The sequence below is a fragment of the Candidatus Alcyoniella australis genome (genome assembly GCA_030765605.1).
In the GTDB taxonomy this organism is placed as follows: Bacteria; Lernaellota; Lernaellaia; order JAVCCG01; family Alcyoniellaceae; genus Alcyoniella; species Alcyoniella australis.
The window spans coordinates 1-17,027 of sequence record JAVCCG010000151.1 but is presented as its reverse complement, the minus strand read 5'-3'; the positions used below and the strand labels follow the sequence as shown (position 1 = coordinate 17,027).

The 17,027-nt window shown below is 58.6% G+C and carries 16 protein-coding genes and 1 tRNA gene; 9 read left to right on the top strand and 8 right to left on the bottom strand.

The window, feature by feature from the left end:
• Positions 1–11: 11 nt before the first annotated feature.
• The 3 genes from P9M14_18290 to P9M14_18280 all read left to right on the top strand — a co-directional run bounded on the left by P9M14_18290 (position 12) and on the right by P9M14_18280 (position 4,004).
• Complete coding sequence (locus P9M14_18290) at positions 12–1,652, top strand: GTPase domain-containing protein (protein MDP8257700.1); 1,641 nt, start codon at positions 12–14, stop codon at positions 1,650–1,652.
• Entirely contained in the window at positions 1,652–3,286 is a 1,635-nt protein-coding gene (locus P9M14_18285; protein ID MDP8257699.1) for a GTPase domain-containing protein, read from the top strand. Before P9M14_18290 ends, P9M14_18285 begins: the two co-directional genes overlap by 1 nt.
• A gap of 76 nt (positions 3,287–3,362) precedes the next feature.
• Positions 3,363–4,004, top strand: a complete 642-nt coding sequence (locus P9M14_18280) for a hypothetical protein (protein ID MDP8257698.1) — start codon at positions 3,363–3,365, stop codon at positions 4,002–4,004.
• A gap of 97 nt (positions 4,005–4,101) precedes the next feature.
• Here the strand turns inward: P9M14_18280 and P9M14_18275 are convergent, their stop codons facing one another.
• Positions 4,102–5,292 (bottom strand): metallophosphoesterase, encoded by a 1,191-nt coding sequence (locus P9M14_18275; protein MDP8257697.1) that lies wholly within the window; start codon positions 5,290–5,292, stop codon positions 4,102–4,104.
• Positions 5,293–5,393: 101 nt separating this feature from the next.
• Between P9M14_18275 and P9M14_18270 the strand changes: the two genes are divergently transcribed.
• Positions 5,394–6,308: an oxidoreductase gene (locus tag P9M14_18270; protein ID MDP8257696.1), complete on the top strand. Its 915-nt coding sequence runs from the start codon at positions 5,394–5,396 to the stop codon at positions 6,306–6,308.
• Positions 6,309–7,067: 759 nt separating this feature from the next.
• Here the strand turns inward: P9M14_18270 and P9M14_18265 are convergent.
• A complete protein-coding gene (locus P9M14_18265; protein MDP8257695.1) occupies positions 7,068–7,295 on the bottom strand; it encodes a helix-turn-helix domain-containing protein in 228 nt (75 codons plus the stop codon).
• Between the two features lie 162 nt (positions 7,296–7,457).
• Here P9M14_18265 and P9M14_18260 point away from each other — a divergent pair, with 162 nt between their 5' ends.
• Both P9M14_18260 and P9M14_18255 read left to right on the top strand, forming a co-directional pair.
• Positions 7,458–7,847 carry a hypothetical protein gene (locus P9M14_18260; GenBank protein ID MDP8257694.1) on the top strand — a complete coding sequence of 130 codons (390 nt, stop codon included), beginning with the start codon at positions 7,458–7,460 and terminating at the stop codon, positions 7,845–7,847.
• 320 nt (positions 7,848–8,167) lie between these two features.
• Positions 8,168–8,299, top strand: a complete 132-nt coding sequence (locus P9M14_18255; protein ID MDP8257693.1) for a hypothetical protein — start codon at positions 8,168–8,170, stop codon at positions 8,297–8,299.
• Between the two features lie 365 nt (positions 8,300–8,664).
• Here the strand turns inward: P9M14_18255 and P9M14_18250 are convergent, their stop codons facing one another.
• The 6 genes from P9M14_18250 to rsmB form a co-directional block, all read right to left on the bottom strand.
• Positions 8,665–10,404: a hypothetical protein gene (locus tag P9M14_18250; protein ID MDP8257692.1), complete on the bottom strand. Its 1,740-nt coding sequence runs from the start codon at positions 10,402–10,404 to the stop codon at positions 8,665–8,667.
• A 57-nt stretch (positions 10,405–10,461) separates the two neighbouring features.
• Positions 10,462–11,109, bottom strand: a complete 648-nt coding sequence (locus P9M14_18245; protein MDP8257691.1) for a hypothetical protein — start codon at positions 11,107–11,109, stop codon at positions 10,462–10,464.
• Between the two features lie 363 nt (positions 11,110–11,472).
• Positions 11,473–12,114 carry a dihydroxy-acid dehydratase gene (locus P9M14_18240; GenBank protein ID MDP8257690.1) on the bottom strand — a complete coding sequence of 214 codons (642 nt, stop codon included), beginning with the start codon at positions 12,112–12,114 and terminating at the stop codon, positions 11,473–11,475.
• A gap of 21 nt (positions 12,115–12,135) precedes the next feature.
• Positions 12,136–12,212 (bottom strand) — tRNA-Pro (locus tag P9M14_18235).
• A 48-nt stretch (positions 12,213–12,260) separates the two neighbouring features.
• Positions 12,261–12,926 (bottom strand): ribulose-phosphate 3-epimerase, encoded by a 666-nt coding sequence (rpe, locus tag P9M14_18230; protein MDP8257689.1) that lies wholly within the window; start codon positions 12,924–12,926, stop codon positions 12,261–12,263.
• A gap of 1 nt (position 12,927) precedes the next feature.
• On the bottom strand, positions 12,928–14,256 hold the full coding sequence (gene rsmB / locus P9M14_18225) for a 16S rRNA (cytosine(967)-C(5))-methyltransferase RsmB (GenBank protein MDP8257688.1): 1,329 nt from the start codon (positions 14,254–14,256) through the stop codon (positions 12,928–12,930).
• A 139-nt stretch (positions 14,257–14,395) separates the two neighbouring features.
• Between rsmB and P9M14_18220 the strand changes: the two genes are divergently transcribed.
• Genes P9M14_18220 through P9M14_18210 form a run of 3 tightly spaced genes read left to right on the top strand, consistent with a single transcriptional unit; the run spans position 14,396 to position 16,589 of the window.
• On the top strand, positions 14,396–15,268 hold the full coding sequence (locus P9M14_18220; protein ID MDP8257687.1) for a MaoC/PaaZ C-terminal domain-containing protein: 873 nt from the start codon (positions 14,396–14,398) through the stop codon (positions 15,266–15,268).
• Entirely contained in the window at positions 15,265–16,149 is an 885-nt protein-coding gene (locus tag P9M14_18215) for an amidohydrolase family protein (GenBank protein MDP8257686.1), read from the top strand. Before P9M14_18220 ends, P9M14_18215 begins: the two co-directional genes overlap by 4 nt.
• Positions 16,149–16,589, top strand: coding sequence for a hypothetical protein (locus P9M14_18210; GenBank protein ID MDP8257685.1), 441 nt, complete (start codon positions 16,149–16,151; stop codon positions 16,587–16,589). The genes P9M14_18215 and P9M14_18210 overlap by 1 nt, the downstream gene beginning before the upstream one ends.
• Positions 16,590–17,027: the final 438 nt, after the last annotated feature.

Here is a 17,027-nt window from a genome sequence, read left to right as displayed (position 1 = left end):
ATGATGTCTTGATGAGCAAAGAGCCTGACTTCGACGCGCTGTGGAGTGCCGCCGTTGAGCGCGGCAACGGCCTGCTCGGCGAGTTGCTCGAGCGACGGCCGGGACGCAGCACCGAAAGGGTCGAGATCCTGCTGGGCCTGTGCCGTCTGCTCGACCTGCGCCTGCGCCATCCGCACGCTCCGGCGTTAATCGGAATCCTCGGCAGTGCCAACAGCGGCAAATCGACGCTGTTCAACAGCATCGCCGAAGCCGAGGTCTCCAAGGTCACGCCGATCCCGCACCAGACCGTGGGTACGATCGTCGCCCTGTCTCCGAGCTTGGCAAAAGTTGTGGACGACCCCTCGTTTTTACGGCCGGCGATCAAAGCGCTGCGCTGGGTCGAGGGCGACGCGATCGATCTGAGCGGAACGCCGACCGAGGCTCTGGCCGTGCCGGTATTCACCACGGACGCGGCAAGCTTCGCGCTGATCGACCTGCCGGACGTGGGCACCGTTGAATCGCAGCAGGAGCACAGCGTGGCCCTGCGCATGCTGCCCTGGATCGACCGCGTGATCCTGGTGGTGACTGAGGAGTCGTTCGCCCAGGCCGACCACGAGCGGATCGAACGCACCTTGGGCGCGCTCCATCCGCAACGGGCGCGCGGCGAGCTGTTCGTGGTGCTCAACCGCCACCACGCGCGCACCACCGAGCCCGAGTTTCAGGCGCGGCTGGACTCGCTGCGCAGCTTCTGGAGCGAGGCCGCGGTCTCCTCGCTGCCGCACCTGGAATCCGGCGCGCGATTTAGGCGCGAGGACTTCGGACCGCTGGTGGCCGAGGCCAACCCGCGCGTAAGCAGGCTGCTTAGGCAGGCGCTGGTCAACCTGGCATCCGAGCTGGCCGTGGAGATCGCCACCACGGCCCGCGATCGCGAGCGCGCCCGCGATCAACTGCGACGCGGCGCAGCCTCCGAGGTCAACGATGCCGGACGCTTTCGCCGCTCGTTTTTCTCCGATGAGTTCCTGCGGCGGATGGATGTCTTCTCGCCCTGGCGCACATCCCTGTCGCGGCTCAAGAGCCTGCTGGGCAGCGAGCCGCCGCGGCAGGAGCTGGTCGACCTGCTCGACTCCGCACCGCTCAAGCGTCACGCCCGCGAGGTGTTGGCACGCATCCGCCAGGACCTGCAACGCGGCGTGCAGCGTCTGGCCGACGGCCGGGAAACCATCGAGCCCCCCGCGCCCGATTATGAGGCGCTCGACGCGGCGCTGGACGAGTTGGTCCAGCGCGTCAACCTCGACGCGCGCAAGGACGTCGAGGCGCTGCTGACCCAGCTTCAGGAGCAGCACAAGGTCAAGGACCCGCTGTGGTCGTTGGTGACGATCGTCGCCTCCACCGGCTTTCTGGTCGACCTGTTCATCCCCAGCGTGGGAACCCTGGGCACCCTGGCGTTCAGCGGAGTGCTCAGTGCCCTGGGGTTCGGCGGCGTGCTGACCGCGGACCTGATGCGCAAGCTGCGCACCGGCAAACTGCGCGAGACCTTCGAACGCGAGCTGCGCGAGCTGCTCGGCGTTCAGGTCGAGGCGATGCTCGACTCCGAAGCGTTCACCGGTCTGGATCTGGGCGCCCCGGCCCTGGAACTGCAACGTTGGACCGACGACCTGCCCGAGGTGAGGTGATGGACCCGATCGAGAAGCTCGAACAGATCAACCAGGCTTTCGCCGAGCTGCTGGCCGCGCCCCGGCCCGCACAGCTCGCCCCGGCCCATCGCGCCGATGAGCTGATGGTCTGGTTCCTGCTCGGCGGCAAGGACGTGGGCAAATCGACTTTTCTCAACAGCCTGCTCCAGACGCAGGTCAGCTCCGAGCCGCCGGAGTCGGCCGAGGGGACCAGCGGCTTCGTAGCCTACATCCACCACTCGGCGCGTCCCGAGCTCGAGGCGCGCATCAGCGGCCTGCCGCTCAAGGTGCGATTTCACGACCATCAAAGCGAGGCGCACCGTCGGCTGTGCCTGATCGACAGCCCGGACTTCGACAGCCGCTACCAAAGCCACGCGGCCCAGGTCGCCCGGGCCCTGGGGGCCGGCGCTGCCGATGGCGTGGTGCTGCTGGCCAGCCCGGCCAAGTACAAGGACGTGGATTACTGGAACGCCTTTAACAGCGTGTCCGGCGCGATGTCCCTGCGTCATATCCTGTTCGTGCTGACCAAGGCCGACGAGCTGGGCGATTACATCGATCAAGTGCGCGACGATTTCCGCGCCACCATCGAGCGCAGGGTCGACGCCGCGGATCAAGGCAACGCCGGGCGGATCTACCTGGTCGACTCCATTGAGCGCGGCCTGGATTTCAAGCGCCTCGAGAGCAAGCTGCTGCGCAAGCTCTCGGCCGACGACGTGGCCGTGGCCCAGCGCCACAATCGGCAACAGGCCCTATCCCGCGGCGCGAACAGCATCCGCGAGCACTACCGGCTGCCGGACATCGGCGGCGAGCTTGCGCGCGCAATGGCCCCCGAGCAGATCGACGAGGCGTTCGAGGAACAGTTCAGCGACGTCTATTTCCAGGCCGTGTCAGCCCGACTGGCTCGGCATTCGGGAGTGGCGGCGGCCGTGCGCGAGGAGCTGTGGACGCTCTCCGGACGCTCGCTGGCCGGCGTCTCGGCAATCAGCGGAGCCCTGCGCTGGATCAGCTCGCGCAGGCCGCTGAGGCTGCGCAGCAAGAGCAGCCACGACGAGCGTCCGCCCGAGGCCTCCGATCTTGCCCCGTTGCTGCGCTGGGGAGGCGAGACCCTCGAACAACGCCTGGAGCGCGCCCAGCGCCGCACCCTCGAGCCGTTGCGCCTGGAGCATCCCGAGGCCCTCGAGCCGCTGCTCGACCAGGGCGCGGCGTTTCAGGACCTGGAGCAGCTGCTCGACGATCACCTAGCCCAGCCGGTCAAACGTCTGTTCTCCTGGCCGCTACGCCTGCTGCTCAACCTGCCGGTCTACCTCTACCTGCTGTTCTTCGTCTGTCTGTTGTTCTATCCGGCGCTGCTGATGCTGCGAGCCTGGGGCCTGATCGCGATCCCGGGCTTTGAGGGCCTGCTGACCCTGGAGAACGTCGAGGTCTCGGTGATCGGCTTTATCGGCTATTACATTATGGCCGCGATGTTCGTAATCCGCCGCAGCCGCGAGCGCGTGCGTAGCGAATCCGAGCTGCTCGCCCAGCGCTTCGTCGAACAGATGCGCGAACTGTTGCGCGGACAGACGCGGCTTCCGCTGCAACGCTTCAGCGAACAATTCACCCGGCTGCTCCAACGGCTCGACAGCGCCGTTTGAGTTTCGTTTTCAACGCCTGCGGGCGATACAATAAACCTACCTCAATCGTATCGACCCGAACCGAAGGGGGTTAATGATGCCGGACTTTACCAACGCCACGTTGCAGGCCCTGGCCAATCTGCGCAGCCCGCTCTATTTCCAATGGTACCTGGTGCCGATCCTCGTGATGGTCTTCTACATCTACTTCAACGAGATCTCGCGCAAGAACTACAACGTGGTGCTCGCGGGCCTGGCGTTTTACGGCCTGGAGTTCTTTATCGAGATGCTCAACGGCCTGTGGCTGCACTTCAGCCAGCACTCCGCGCTGTGGACCGCGCCGGGGGACAGCGCGTATCTGATCACCGTGGGGCTCAACATCGAGATCTGCCTGATGTTCGCCTTTATGGGCGTGGTCTTTGCCAAGGTCCTGCCCGCGGATAAAAACAAGAAGATCCTCGGCATCAACAACCGCATATTCTACGCGCTGTTCAACTCGGTGCTGTGCGTGGCGATTGAAATCGTGCTCAACCTTTGGGGCGCGCTGGTCTGGGAGTACTGGTATTGGAACTGGTACTGCCCGTTCCTGATCATCATCATCGGCTACTCGCTGTACATGTTCTTCTCGTTCTGGGTGCACGACATGCCATCGCGCAAAAAGCAGATCACCGTGGTGGCGGCGATGTGGGCCCTTGACGTGATCGGATACGGCCTGTTCATGGGCGTCCTGGGCTGGATTTAAAAAAATGGTGCGGGCTAAAGGTCGTTAAAACGATCTTTGTGTAGAGGCTCGCGAGTCGTGCCGCCGGCTCCAAGCCGGGCGCGTGTTTTGCAATGCCTCAAGGTTGCTCGGGTTGTCGCAGGGTGATCAGGGTGATCTCCGCAGTAGTGCCCAGGCGCATCGGCGGCCCCCAAAATCCGGTGCCGTGACTTACGTAGAGCTGCGTGCCGTTGCGCTCGTGCAGGCCGCTGATGTAGGGCTGCTGTAGATAGACCGCGTAGTAGAACGGCCAGACCTGGCCGCCGTGGGTATGTCCACTGAGCACCAGGTCGACCCCGAGTTGCGAGGCCTGCTTGATCGCGCGCGGCTGATGGGCCAGCAACACAACGGCGCGTTGCGGGTCGCGGCCCTCAAGCGCCTGCTCCAGGTCGGTCCCGTGTCCGCTTGCCAAATGGCGGCCGTCATGGTCGTCCACGCCCGCCAAGTCGATGGCCGCGTCGCCGCGTAGCAGCTCGATCCGCTCGTTGCGCAGCACGCGCACCCCGCGCTGCGTCAGGAAGCTCAGCCAGCCCTCCAGGTCGAAGAAATACTCGTGATTGCCGGTGACGAAGAACACGCCATGGGGCGCCTCGAGCCCGGCGATCGGCTCGGCGTCGCTGCCCAGTTGGGCCACCGTGCCGTCGGCCAAATCGCCGGTGATCGCCACCAGGTCGGGCTCAAGCGCGTTGGTCGCGGCGACCACCTCCTCGAGCCATCGGCGGCCCAACAGCGGGCTTAAGTGCAGGTCGCTAAGCTGGGCGATGGTGAACCCGTCGAACTCGGGCGGCAGATTGTCCAGCCGCAGCTCGAGACGCTTGACCTGCGGGGATCTCAGGCCGTTGTGCACGGCCACTATCGCTGTCACCAATACGATCCCGGCCACAGCCGCGGCCAACAGCCGCGCGATCAGCACCCGGTACGCCGGGTCGTAGAGCATCGCGCCGTAGCCGGTCAGACGCGAGCCGAACCAAATCAGCACCTTGAGCAGGTCCAGACCGAGCAGCATGGTGAAGGTCAGGAACAGCACGCCGAGCCAGATGTAGATCGGATAGAGCAGGAACCTGGCGCCGACACCGCTTAAAAAGCGCACCACCAGGAACGAAAGCGGCACGCTGAGCGCCATCACGATCAGCAACGCTGTGGCCGCAGAGTGCCAGCCCGCGGGCAGCGCAGGGTCAGCGACCAGTCGGCGAAAGAGGTAGAAGTGCATCCCGGCCATGATCGCGGCGGCGATTATCAGGAACAGCAGAAACATCAACCAGCGCGGCATTTATCTCCTCCGCAGATCAGCCTTGTGGTCGTTCTTAACTACACAGTGTAGACTGCTTTGGCAACGCGTCGGCGTACAGACGCGGTAAAAGGAGCATGAAGATGAAGTGGACTGCCGCTGATATCCCTTCCCAAAAAGGCCGCACCGCGTTGATAACCGGCGCCAACAGCGGCCTGGGGTTCCAATCCGCGCGGGCATTGGCCGGCCACGGCGCACGGGTGGTGCTTGCCTGCCGCAACCAGGAAAAGGGCCAACAGGCGCTGGACGCGATCAGGTCCGAGCATGCCGATGCCCAGGTTGAACTCGCGGAGCTCGACCTGTCGAACCTCGAGTCGGTACGCGCATTCGCAGCCGGATTCGTCAAGGATAACCAGCGGCTGGACCTGTTGCTCAACAACGCCGGGGTAATGGTCCCGCCCTATGGCAAGACCGCCGATGGCTTTGAGTTGCAGATCGGCACCAACCACCTGGGGCACTTCGCCCTCGACGGCCTGCTCATGCCGCTGCTGCTGGCCACGCCCAATTCGCGTGTAATGTCGGTCTCCAGCGGCGGCCACCGCGTGGGCAAAGTCGATTTCGACGACCTGCACTGGGAGCGCAAACGCTACGCCAAATGGAGCGCCTACGGCCAGAGCAAGCTTGCCAACCTGCTGTTTATTTACGAACTTCAGCGCAGGCTCGAGGCGATCGACGCGCCGACCATCGCCGTGGCCGCCCACCCTGGATGGGCCTCCACCAACCTTCAGAAATACTACTGGCTGGCGGTGATCTTCAATCCGATCCTGGCCCAGACCCCGGAGCATGGCGCCTGGCCCTCGCTGTTTGCGGCGACCATGCCGCAGGTGCGCGGCGGCGAGTACTACGGCCCCAAGGGCATCGGCGAGCTGCGGGGCCATCCCAAACGGGTCGAATCCAACAAGCGCTCCCATGACGAGCAGACCGCATCCCGACTGTGGGACGTGAGCTGCGAGCTGACCGGCGTGCACTACGAATCCCTACTGCCCAAGGCCGATTAGCCGCCGCTAAAATTTTGCTGCCTTTTCAGGCCAGTCGCACGCGAAGGTCAAGTGATACTTTACATGCCGGATTTCGCTATTTTACCCGGTTTTGTCTCTACTAATCAACGGCTTAACAGCCCACCCTTGGTAAAATACTTTAGGACTTGCATGCGAATTGGGATTTCAAATCACAGATTTCGTATAGGTTACGAAGCGCGTATAGTGCTTGTAATTACAGTGTAATCGCGATTTGGCTCCATGCGATGTTCATATACTGCTTTCCCCTGTCGCGCAAGTTGCTGATTAATAAGGGTAATCTTGAAACCGCACGCATGCGATAATCTTTCGAAAAAAACCGCGATTCCGCTGCAATTTCGGGCAAGTACGACAGGGCTTAGTTGATCGCATAGGTTGAGTTTTCGCCGGTCTGTAAGTTGCTGATTCTAGTGCTGAATATTCGCATGGAAAACTCGGCAAAACATTATGGCTACTACACGTCTTCAGGCGTAATTTTCCAATCGCCGTCCGAGATTTAGTTTTCAATGAGCACCACTATATTTTACCAGGAGATGGGGATGTGTGTCAAATGCCATCTTACATGACGGGTGAAATACGGCCCTACAACGTAGATTCTTCGCTTTGCTCAGGATGACAGCTAACTTCTATCTGACTAGTATCATACGCCATTTGTCATTCTGAGGCCCTTGGCCGAAGAATCTACGCTCGCACGCTGAATTTGTTGTGAATTGGCTGTTTAGAATTAAGGATGGTGTCCCCCTAACTCCCCACCGGCGCTCTGCGGGCCGAGGCCTGGGTCAGACGTTTGTCGAGCAACCCTTGGACTCCGCTGTCTTCGTAGCGATGGATGTAGCGCCGAAACGTCCTGGAACAGACGCCCAGCATCAACGCCGCCTCATCCTGCGTGATCTTCCTCTCGGTCCAGGTCGACAAAACTTTCTCAAAACGCATCTTCCTGATCTCCTGCAGCATCTGCGTTCGCCTCATGACCGCCCTCCCATCAACGATCATGAACCGGACAAACCTTGTGCTACAGACCAGGACAGTTTATGTGCTACCTACACGCACAAAAAAAACAATTGACGGAGTAATAAATATTTACTATAACGTTAAGTGCGTCTAAACATCATATTTATAAGGGGACGAATCATGGATGACCGAGTAATTTTCAAAGTTGTTAACAAAACAGGCAGCACAATCACGTGCACGGATGTCCACTGCGAGAGTTTCGATAATCTGTCGACGGGTAAACAGTTGACAAACGGGCAAACCGGCACTTTCACATCCTCAACGAACGATCGCATCTTCGCCATCTGGGAAATGGATGTCGGCGACGGAGGCTGGGCAATGGGCATGACGTGTCCGAAGAACTCGCACAACAGCGCCTACGGGACGCCAAAAGCCGGGCTTCAGACCTACTCGAGAACAGGGACGCCAGTCACGTTCACCTACCATCTGGGGACACCCAACATGGCAGATTGGGACGACGGCGACACCTACAATGTGACAAAGGGGCTCCGCTACGGAGATTGCTCTTAATCCTTCATAGCGGGCGGGCGTAGCCGCCGGGCTCCGATTCAGGACTTTCCCTGTCTTCGCCACCGGATAAGTCCTGCGGAACCCAGCAGCAGCCATGCCCTATAAAAAGTGTATTCATGAAAGCGGGCTGATCTCCCACGGGTCGGTTACGATGTAACCACCCACATGATTACGGGGTCGCAACGCGCCCCAAAAATTAGAGGAGGGTCGTGTCCACTGACGTGGTGTACGAGCAGGCGGTCGGCCCTGGTTAGAGGTGACCATCGCCCGTTTCTCGGAGAAAATGGGTTTGCAGACTCATTCAACTAGGAGGCGAGGCGATGGTCGAGACTACGATGCAGGCTTTGGCATTTTCGTGCAAGCAGGTCGAGGACGGGAATATCGATTTGCCCAGAGAGCTTCTCAGGGTAGCGGAGGAGCGCCTGATGAGCGTCGAGGCCGACACAATTTAATGGCTGATCGAGCCCCGTCGACGAGCGGAGAAGGCCCTGGCGCAGGTGATTGCCGAAGGGGAATTTTGGGGGAGTTTTGGGACATGATACTTAATTATGTTAAAAGTAACTGGTAGATAAGCACTAATAGTTTTATAGCGTCAACAGTCAATTAAGTTTCGTGTCCCCAAAACTCTGTTGGGTAATATGATGAGGAATCCCGGGGGCCACCACTCGCGCTATACGTGTCATGGGAAAAAGATAACAGAAACAGGATGTTTGGCAATAATTAAGTATCGTGTCCCTGGAATTGTCCCAAGAGCAGAATTCATTAATCGCGCCATTTCTCTTGTTTTGTGAGCGATTAGAAACTCAATGATTCTCAGTTATTTACTTTTGCGAATCATTTTCATCAGCCAGCCAAGGATTGCAAGGAAAAACCCTCCGATCATCAAGTATCCCAAGTGTGATCCCTTGATAGGGATATCTATCACCGCTTGTGCCATGGAGAGAACAATTCCAGCGACCACTGCAAGCCCTCCAATTCCTGCAAAAGTGGAACCAATAGAAACTTCTTCGTTTTCGGTTCCTTCTGGATTGGCTCCATCTGCCGGTGGTGTTGACTTGGGTTGGTCGGACATACATTCACTCCCTTTCTGATGATCGGTGATTTGCATATCCATAGCGCCTTGGTTTTCCGGGTCGACAGCGCTGGTATATTCTCTATTCTCCGTCGCACTGTGCAGAGAGTTGAAATAGCCTCCCAAGGATTTAGCGCTTTCATTATCAATAACCGTTAGCACGCCAATCTGTTCGGCGTTTACAAAAAGGTAACGACTCTTATCTTTTGTTATAATCTCGATACTGTTAATTTCGGTTAATAAGATCCTGCCTTTCGCGTAAGTTTCTCCCAAATCCGTGCGCAAGTTATAATATAGACATGCGTCTGAAAGAACGAACCCTTTTTTGGATGAACCGAATACCGTATCGTCATACAGCAATACAGCCTGTTCATTGTCTTCCAAGACCACTCCATATTCAGAGGCATTATTCAATTTCTTCGAAGTTATTTTGTCGAGACTATTTAGCCAATGAATTTGAAAGCCTTTGATATGTTTCGGGTTTATTTTCGACAGGTTGTCTTTGATAAATTGGTGCCGACTCTCTTGGGTTTTCCCATTGGACTGTGCGCTTCGGCCTTCTAACTCCTCTCTACCTGTACTTGCCTCACGCACAGGATCGAGAGAATTTACTTTTTTTTCAGCGGGCAATATCACCGATTTTTTCTGGTTCTCCGGCGTTCCAGGGTCAACCACAGCCGTTTTTTGAGTCGGATGCTCCTGGCCTTGTTGCGACGGATCTTCTTTCTTGATGAAGTTTTTTACCAAAAAATAAAAGCCCATCAAAAAACCTGCGATCGCACCCCATTTCCCCGCCGTTTCAAACATTGACCTCGTCTCGTCGGACTGGCTTACGACTTCTGTTTCTACAGGAATCGTCATATTTTTCCTAAGAGTATCGAATTTAATACTTGAGATGATTCGGTCGAAGACAGGGCGGAACCTTTCAAAAGTATCGGGAATTGCCGTACAGGTAACGAAGTATGTTCTGTCGCCGATCAACATAATTAATTTCAGTACTTGAACTGTTTCTCCTTGAAATTCATTGGTGTGGACAAACCAGGAAGCGTCATTCAAGCCGAATTTCGACATTCCTTGTTCTAGCAAGTGAAACTTTGATGTTTTTTGTTCTAATAAGCGAATGGAATTCGCTCTGGCATTTCCAAGATTATTTGATTCGATTCCCGGCACCATAACTATGTTTACGTTCTCTAAAAATAAATCGTTCAATGGCTCGCTAGGACTAGTGACTGAAAATAAATTTGCTCCATTCGCGATTTTATATTCTTCACTTTCCCAGGACTTCGGAAATTCGATCGTGAATCCTCCGCGAACAGAGTGAAAACTGACAAACTCGCTTTCTGTCAGTGCGAAAACAGAAAATACAGGAGCCAGCAAGGAGATAAATAAAAAGAAAGCGATAATGTGTAGCCTACTTGATCTCCGCCAATCAGAAAAAAGAACATCTTTGCATTTTCTTAATATACGACGATTGCAATCATTCATGAATACAACCAGTAAAATAGATTCTTCACAAATTCCTTAATGATCTTGAAGCCAACACTACTCTGATCCATTGCCTTGCCTTGTTTGCAGTTTAAATTGCCGCAGTGTTCTTTGAATCGGTATCAATAAACGTATTGTGATAAGTGGGCCGCTAAACCATATGAATATTGATAGAATCGGAATTCCCATCGCATATCTTTTAAAAGGTTCGTCGAGAATTGAGCAGGCTTTGCGTGCGCTAATAACTGCAACCACATTGGCTGAAAGAAGACTGAGTAAGCCAATCGTAAGAAATATTTGCCAATACAATTTCATATTCTCAATTTTATCACCTGACAAATATAGAGTTAGGGCAATAACAGCATAACCTGCAATGGTTCCCAAAAGGCCAATTATAATTGTTTTTTTTACTTGTTCATATTTTACAACCAATTCTTCTGAAAAAGGATGTCTTGGTAATATCAACAGATCGGTATCCTTGGCCAGATCATTACCGTGAACAAGAATAACAACCAGAGGCATTAGAAAGAGCCAGGCTACTTGAATTAGAAGTCCTATCATATCGTTCTGATTAAAAAACACAGGGACTGGTAGAATGAGAAGGATAGCAGTAAATCTAGCAATACCTCCCTTCAAGCCGAATGTTTTTGTATAATAGAACTTACCTGATATTAATACGACTATGGAAAAAATTAGTAGAAGCATTAAGTTTGATCCCTTTATTATGGATTTAACATGTGTTGGTTCAGCGTGAATTGGACAAATCCGATTCACGTATAGGCGAGTTCCAAGCTCCCCTGCTCCGAAACTCTTCCATCCAAAGATCGTCCTGGAGCTCTGCCCTAGACCCCGGAGTTCTTGAAGCATCGGGGGTCTATATCCGGAGATCCTTTCGAAAGATCTGGTAGAGGCGGAGGAAGTCGATCCCCCGTCCGAGTGTGTCTTGTGTTTCAATGAACCGAATTAATAATTTACATAATTCGCGAATATGTCAAGTAAAAAGATGCGCATGGATGGCTATTCTAAATTTCGTCCCCTAGGGACGGGATTTTGTAAATCTCGGGCGTGCTATTTGGGCTCGAAGAGTTTGGCGCGGTGGATTTTGGTGCAGGCCAGGGCGAACTGCAGGGCCGTGTACAGTGTGAGCAGGCCGTAGGTCGCGCTGCGTTTGAAGTTGATCGAGCTCGAGTCGTCGTAGTAGCGCACGGGCACCGGGATCTCGGCGATCTTGAATCCGAGAAAGGCCGTCTGCATCAGGAACTGCGAGTCGAAGATGAAGTCGTCGGAGTTGCGTTCCCAGGGGACCGTTTCGAGCACCTTGCGCGAGTAGGCGCGGTAGCCGGTGTGCCATTCGGAGAGGTTCTGTCCGGTGAGCATGTTCTCGGCCAGGGTCAGGAAGCGGTTGGAGAGGTACTTCCACCAGGGCATGCCGCCGGCCATGGTGTCGAAGCGCATGCTGCGCACGTGGACCTCGACTAGGTCGGCGATCAGGGCGCGGATAAATCGCATCCCCTGATGGCCCATGGCGATGCCGTCGCAGGGCGCGGGTACGTTGAACTCGAACGGAACGCCGACGGCCGCGCTCACGCCGTCCTTGACGCGCTGGGCCAGGAGCCCAGGTGCATGTGCCCGGGGTTGATCTCGGTGGTCGAGCAGGCCACGCCTACCAGCGGTTTGCCCGCCAGATGAAAAACAGCCCCTCGACCGCAATGGTGCAAGGGGCTGTTCAACTGGTCGGGACGACTGGATTTGAACCAGCGACTTCTTGCTCCCGAAGCAAGCGCGCTACCAGGCTGCGCCACGTCCCGACTCAAGGAACGGGAAATATAAAGCAGGGCGATTTGATTGTAAAGCGTCTATCCCACTCGGGCGATCCCGTCGCGCAGGGCCTTGATCGCATTGGCGTAGCTTTTGTGCGAGAAAACCGCGTTGCCCGCCACAAAACAGTCGCCGCCAGCCTGGCGCGCCTCGACGATGGTCTGCGGGTTGATTCCGCCGTCGACCTGCAGCCGGATCGGCTTGTTGACCTCGGCGATCATCTGGGCCAGTCGGCGGATTTTGGGCAGCTGACCTTCGATGAACTTCTGGCCGCCGAATCCCGGGTTGACGGTCATCACCAGCAGCATGTCGCAGTCCTCGATCACCGCCTCGACAGCCTGCACGGGCGTCGATGGATTGAGGCTTACGCCCGCGAGCTTGCCCTCGGCCTTGATCAGCTGGATCGTGCGGTGCAGATGCACCGAGGCCTCGGCGTGTACGGTAATCAGGTCGGCCCCGGCCTTGGCGAACGCCTCGATGTAGCGCTCGGGCTCGAGGATCATCAGGTGCACGTCCAGCGGTTTGCGCGTGACCTTGCGCAGGCTGTGCACCACCGGCGGGCCGATGCTGATGTTGGGTACGAAGCGGCCGTCCATCACGTCGACGTGGATCCAGTCGGCGCCGGCTTTGACTACCGCCTTGACCTCCTCGCCGAGCTTGGAGAAATCCGCCGATAGAATCGATGGTGCGATTAGCGGTTTCATCTCACCTCCTGACAAAGCGCGCTACGTAAAATCCCTCGGTGCCGAATAGCTGCGGCAGGATCTCGACCTCGTGGGGCGCGGACTTGATCTTATCCCAATCCGTCCCAAGCGCGTCAAACGCCTGGGGCTCGAGCTCGGGGCAGGCCTCGAGCAATTTGGCCACCACGCCCGCGTTCTCCTCGGGAGTCAGGGTGCACACCGAATAGACCAGGGTGCCGCCATGGGCGGTGCGCGCCACCGCGCTTTGCAGCAGCTCGAGCTGTAGCGCGGCCAGGCGTTCGATGTCAGCCGGAACGCGTCGCGCCTTGAGCTCGGGCGAATGCGCCAACGTGCCCAGGGCTGAACACGGCGCGTCGACCAGCACCAGATCGAACTCGCCGCGATCTTTCAACGCGCGGTCCAACTCGCGACGGTTCGTGGCGTCGGCCACGCGGCTCTCGATGTTGAACAGTCCCAGACGCCGCGCCTCCTCGGGCACGCGGCCAAGCCGGGTCGGATGCAGGTCCAGCGCCGTTACCCGCCCCTCGGGGCCTACCGCCCGGGCCAGGCCCGTGGTCTTGTTGCCCGGCGCCGCACACAGGTCGAGCACCTTTTGGCCCGGCTGCGCACCGCACAGTTCGATCACCGTCTGGCTCGCCTCGTCCTGGGGGGTGTAGCGCCCCTCGCGGAACAGCTGGTCGCGGCCCAGTAAGGAGAAACGATCAAGCCGCACCGCGCGCGATGCCAGGCGTCCGGCGCGCGCCGTATGGCCCTCGCGCGCCAGTGCCGCGATCAGCTCCTCGGGCTCGACCTCCGCGCGCAGATGCACGCCCAGGTTGGCGTTGAGCGCGTCCAGGGCCTGCTCGACCGTCTGCTCGTCGTAACGCGCGAGCATCCGTTCCACCATCCACAACGGATGGCTGTAGAGCAACGAGAGCCCGCGCGCAGCGCCATCGCCGGGCACGGGCTCGGCCAGGCGTCTGCCCTCGCGGATAAAGCGCCGCAGCAGGGCGTTGATCAGCCCGCGACGCTCGGGCGGGGCCAGGCCCACGCTGGCGTGGACCGCCGCGTGTTCGGGAATGCGCAAAAACGCCAGCTGATACAGCCCCAGCCGCAGCAGCCGCAGGCTCAACGGATCGAGCTTGCGGCCGTCGGCCAGGCGCAACGCGGTCTCGTCCAAACGGATCGCGTGGCGCAGGCAACCGTAGACCAGCTCCGTGGCAAGGGCGCGGTCCGAGCTGGAAAGCTTTTGCTTACGCAACTGGGCGTCGAGCACCACCGAGGCGTAGGCGTGCTGACGCTCGGTGCGTGAAAGCACGGCCATGGCTGTTTGTCGCGCCGGATCGGCGATGGCGATTCTCCTGGTTGCAAATGCGGCCCCAGGTTGGATGATTCCCGATCGTTCGTCAACGCGCCCGGCTTTGAGCCGGTGATGTGGATCTTGCCGATGCTACGAGCTTGATTAATAGTAAGGGCCTGGGGGAATCAAGATGAAGATCAGCACCGAGCTTTGGGGCGCGGCCCTTGACGAGCACAGCGTGGACATCGACTGGCGCGCCACCACCAACTACGCGGCGGGGGCGGGCGATCTCAACCCGCGCTATCTGGACGACACTCATCCGCAGGGCATGGTCGCGCCGCCGATGTTCGCCGTGGCCCTGACCTGGCCGATGATCCAGGGGATTCAAACCAGCCTGGGCGACCGCTTGCAGCCCGAGGTGGTGATGACCATGGTCCACTCCAGCGAGCATCTGATCTTGCACCAGCCGATCAAACCCGGCTCGCGCGTGACCATCAACGGCGAGGTGGCCGCAGTGCTGCCCGGGCGTTCGGGAACGCGCGTGGTGCTGCGGCTCGACGCCCGCGACCAGGCGGGCGCTGCGCTGTTCACCGAGTTTTGCGGGGCCACGTTCCGCGGGGTCCAGTGCGACGGCGAAGCTGCGGGCCGCGACGACCTGCCGCCTCTGCCCGATCCTCCCCAGCCCGGCGATGCGCTGTGGGAGCACGAATTACAAATCAGCCCGGCCGCGTCGTTCGTGTACGACGGCTGTTCGGATATCGTATTTCCGATCCACACTTCGGTGGGATTCGCCAAGGCAGTGGGCCTGCCCGGGATAATTTTGCAGGGCACCGCGACCCTGGCGATGGCCGCGGCCGTGCTGCTTACGCGCGAGGCCGGAAACGAGCCCGAACGCCTGGCACAGCTGGCCTGCCGCTTCAGCGATATGGTGCTGCCGGGGACCGCAATCCGCGTGCGTCTGCTGCGCCGCCAAGCGCACGAGCACGGCACCGAGCTGAGCTTCGAGGTGCTCAACAGCGCGGGAAGCGCCGCGCTCAGCGCGGGATACGCACTGGTCAGATGAGCGTCGCAGGCATCGACGATCGGCTGTTGCGCGCACCGGCACGGCGGCCGATCGTCGACGTTCACACCCACTTGTTTCCCGAGCGACTGTTTCGCGCGATCCGTCAATGGTTCGACAACGTGGGCTGGCGCATCGACTACCCCTATCGCACGACCGAGGTGCTCGATCTGCTACGCGGCTGGGGCGTTGAGGAGAACTGGGCGCTGATCTACGCGCACAAGCCGGGCCTGGCCGCACAGCTCAACGCCTGGATGGGCAACGTGCAGCAGCAACATGCCGGGGTGCGCGGGTTCGCCACGTTGCATCCCGACGATCCGCAACCCGAGCTGATCCTCCAGCGCGCATTGGACGAGTATCGACTGTGCGGGGTGAAGATTCACGCCGAGGTTCAACAGATCCGTGTGGACGACCAGCGGCTGGACCGCGCCTTTGACCTGCTGCAGGAGCGCGGCCTGCCCTGCGTGCTGCACTGCGGCGACGCGCCGTATCCCGAGCCCCCGCCGATTTTGCGCTGGGAACTGGTGGCGCGCAGGCTCGAGCGCCATCCGCGACTGCGGGCGGTAATCGCGCACCTGGGGGCCAATCAGACCACGCATTACCTGGAGCTGATGCAACGCTATCCGGGCCTGTACCTCGATGTCTCGTTCACGCGCTTTCCCGGCTCCCCGGGACTTACGGACATTGATCCGTCGATCCTGGAGCCGGTCTGCGATCGGCTGCTGTTCGGCTCGGACTTTCCCAACATCACCTTTGGCTACGCCGACCAGGTCGACTGCTGGCTCGAGCTGGATTGGGTGCGCGAACACGCGGACGATCTGTTCGTCAACAATGCCCGGCGGCTCTTGCCGCCGTCCGCTGCCTCATACAATCTGGAGGAGTGATGCAAAATCCCCAGCCCAACCCGGCGCCGCTGCCCAACGCATCGATGGTTTGGCTCATCTGGCTTTCGCTGATCGGCTCGATCTTGATCTATGGCCTGGTGGGCATCATGGTGCGCAGCTCCAGCGGGCCGTTGGATCCAGACGCCAACCTAAACATGATTCTGGGGATATTCGCCATGGTCGGCCTGGCCACGTCGGTCGTCACCCTGCTTTCGGGGCGCTTCCTGGCACGCTCGGGTCAGTACTTCACCTATTGCATCGTGCGCTGGGCCATGGCCGAGTCGATCGCGATCTTCGGGCTGGCGCTGTATATGATCGGCGCGGATGCGCCGTTTTTCTTCATCTTTCTGGTCTGGTCCCTGGCGCTGATGCTGCTGCTGATGCCCAACCACGCCTCACGCGATCGGTTCGCCGAACACGCCCGGCGGACGGTGGGGTAATAATGTTGAATAACATTATTGGGTAGGCGCGAGCAGCGCATTGTCGAGTGGTTTTCATAAACCACTCACCTTGCCACCTCGAACAACACCTCTTCTCTCGGCATAAATCCGAGGCCAATTTTTAATCGAAATCGATTCGCTTCGTTGAACGAAAAACACGACGTCTGTCTGTCCCCTCCGGATGAAAACCACTCGACAACACCCTGCTCGCGCGGGGGAGAGAGACGGCGGCGCACCGCGAGACGCGCTGCGCCGCCTGCCCACACCCCACCTCTGCTCGCCGGGAGTATTGGATCGAGATTAATTTACGGAGTTGGGCTAAAAGACGTGCTATCCGTAGCGTCAATAAGCGGCACCAGGCTCTTTAAAACCATTTGTCGCGTCTAAGACTCGAGGGTCGAAGGGAATGCCAAGGGTTGCATGGTGAATCGTTTTAGT

Excerpts from the sequence above, each read along its gene's own strand:
- P9M14_18285 (MDP8257699.1), top strand. The coding sequence starts at position 1,652 with ATGGACCCGATCGAGAAGCTCGAACAGATCAACCAGGCTTTCGCCGAG.
- P9M14_18210 (MDP8257685.1), top strand. The coding sequence starts at position 16,149 with ATGCAAAATCCCCAGCCCAACCCGGCGCCGCTGCCCAACGCATCGATG.
- P9M14_18275 (MDP8257697.1), bottom strand. The coding sequence starts at position 5,292 with ATGCCGCGCTGGTTGATGTTTCTGCTGTTCCTGATAATCGCCGCCGCG.
- P9M14_18280 (MDP8257698.1), top strand. The coding sequence starts at position 3,363 with ATGCCGGACTTTACCAACGCCACGTTGCAGGCCCTGGCCAATCTGCGC.
- P9M14_18215 (MDP8257686.1), top strand. The coding sequence starts at position 15,265 with ATGAGCGTCGCAGGCATCGACGATCGGCTGTTGCGCGCACCGGCACGG.
- P9M14_18270 (MDP8257696.1), top strand. The coding sequence starts at position 5,394 with ATGAAGTGGACTGCCGCTGATATCCCTTCCCAAAAAGGCCGCACCGCG.
- P9M14_18250 (MDP8257692.1), bottom strand. The coding sequence starts at position 10,404 with ATGAATGATTGCAATCGTCGTATATTAAGAAAATGCAAAGATGTTCTT.
- rpe (MDP8257689.1), bottom strand. The coding sequence starts at position 12,926 with ATGAAACCGCTAATCGCACCATCGATTCTATCGGCGGATTTCTCCAAG.
- P9M14_18255 (MDP8257693.1), top strand. The coding sequence starts at position 8,168 with ATGGTCGAGACTACGATGCAGGCTTTGGCATTTTCGTGCAAGCAGGTC.
- P9M14_18290 (MDP8257700.1), top strand. The coding sequence starts at position 12 with ATGAGCAAAGAGCCTGACTTCGACGCGCTGTGGAGTGCCGCCGTTGAG.
- P9M14_18260 (MDP8257694.1), top strand. The coding sequence starts at position 7,458 with ATGGATGACCGAGTAATTTTCAAAGTTGTTAACAAAACAGGCAGCACA.
- P9M14_18245 (MDP8257691.1), bottom strand. The coding sequence starts at position 11,109 with ATGCTTCTACTAATTTTTTCCATAGTCGTATTAATATCAGGTAAGTTC.
- P9M14_18265 (MDP8257695.1), bottom strand. The coding sequence starts at position 7,295 with ATGAGGCGAACGCAGATGCTGCAGGAGATCAGGAAGATGCGTTTTGAG.
- P9M14_18220 (MDP8257687.1), top strand. The coding sequence starts at position 14,396 with ATGAAGATCAGCACCGAGCTTTGGGGCGCGGCCCTTGACGAGCACAGC.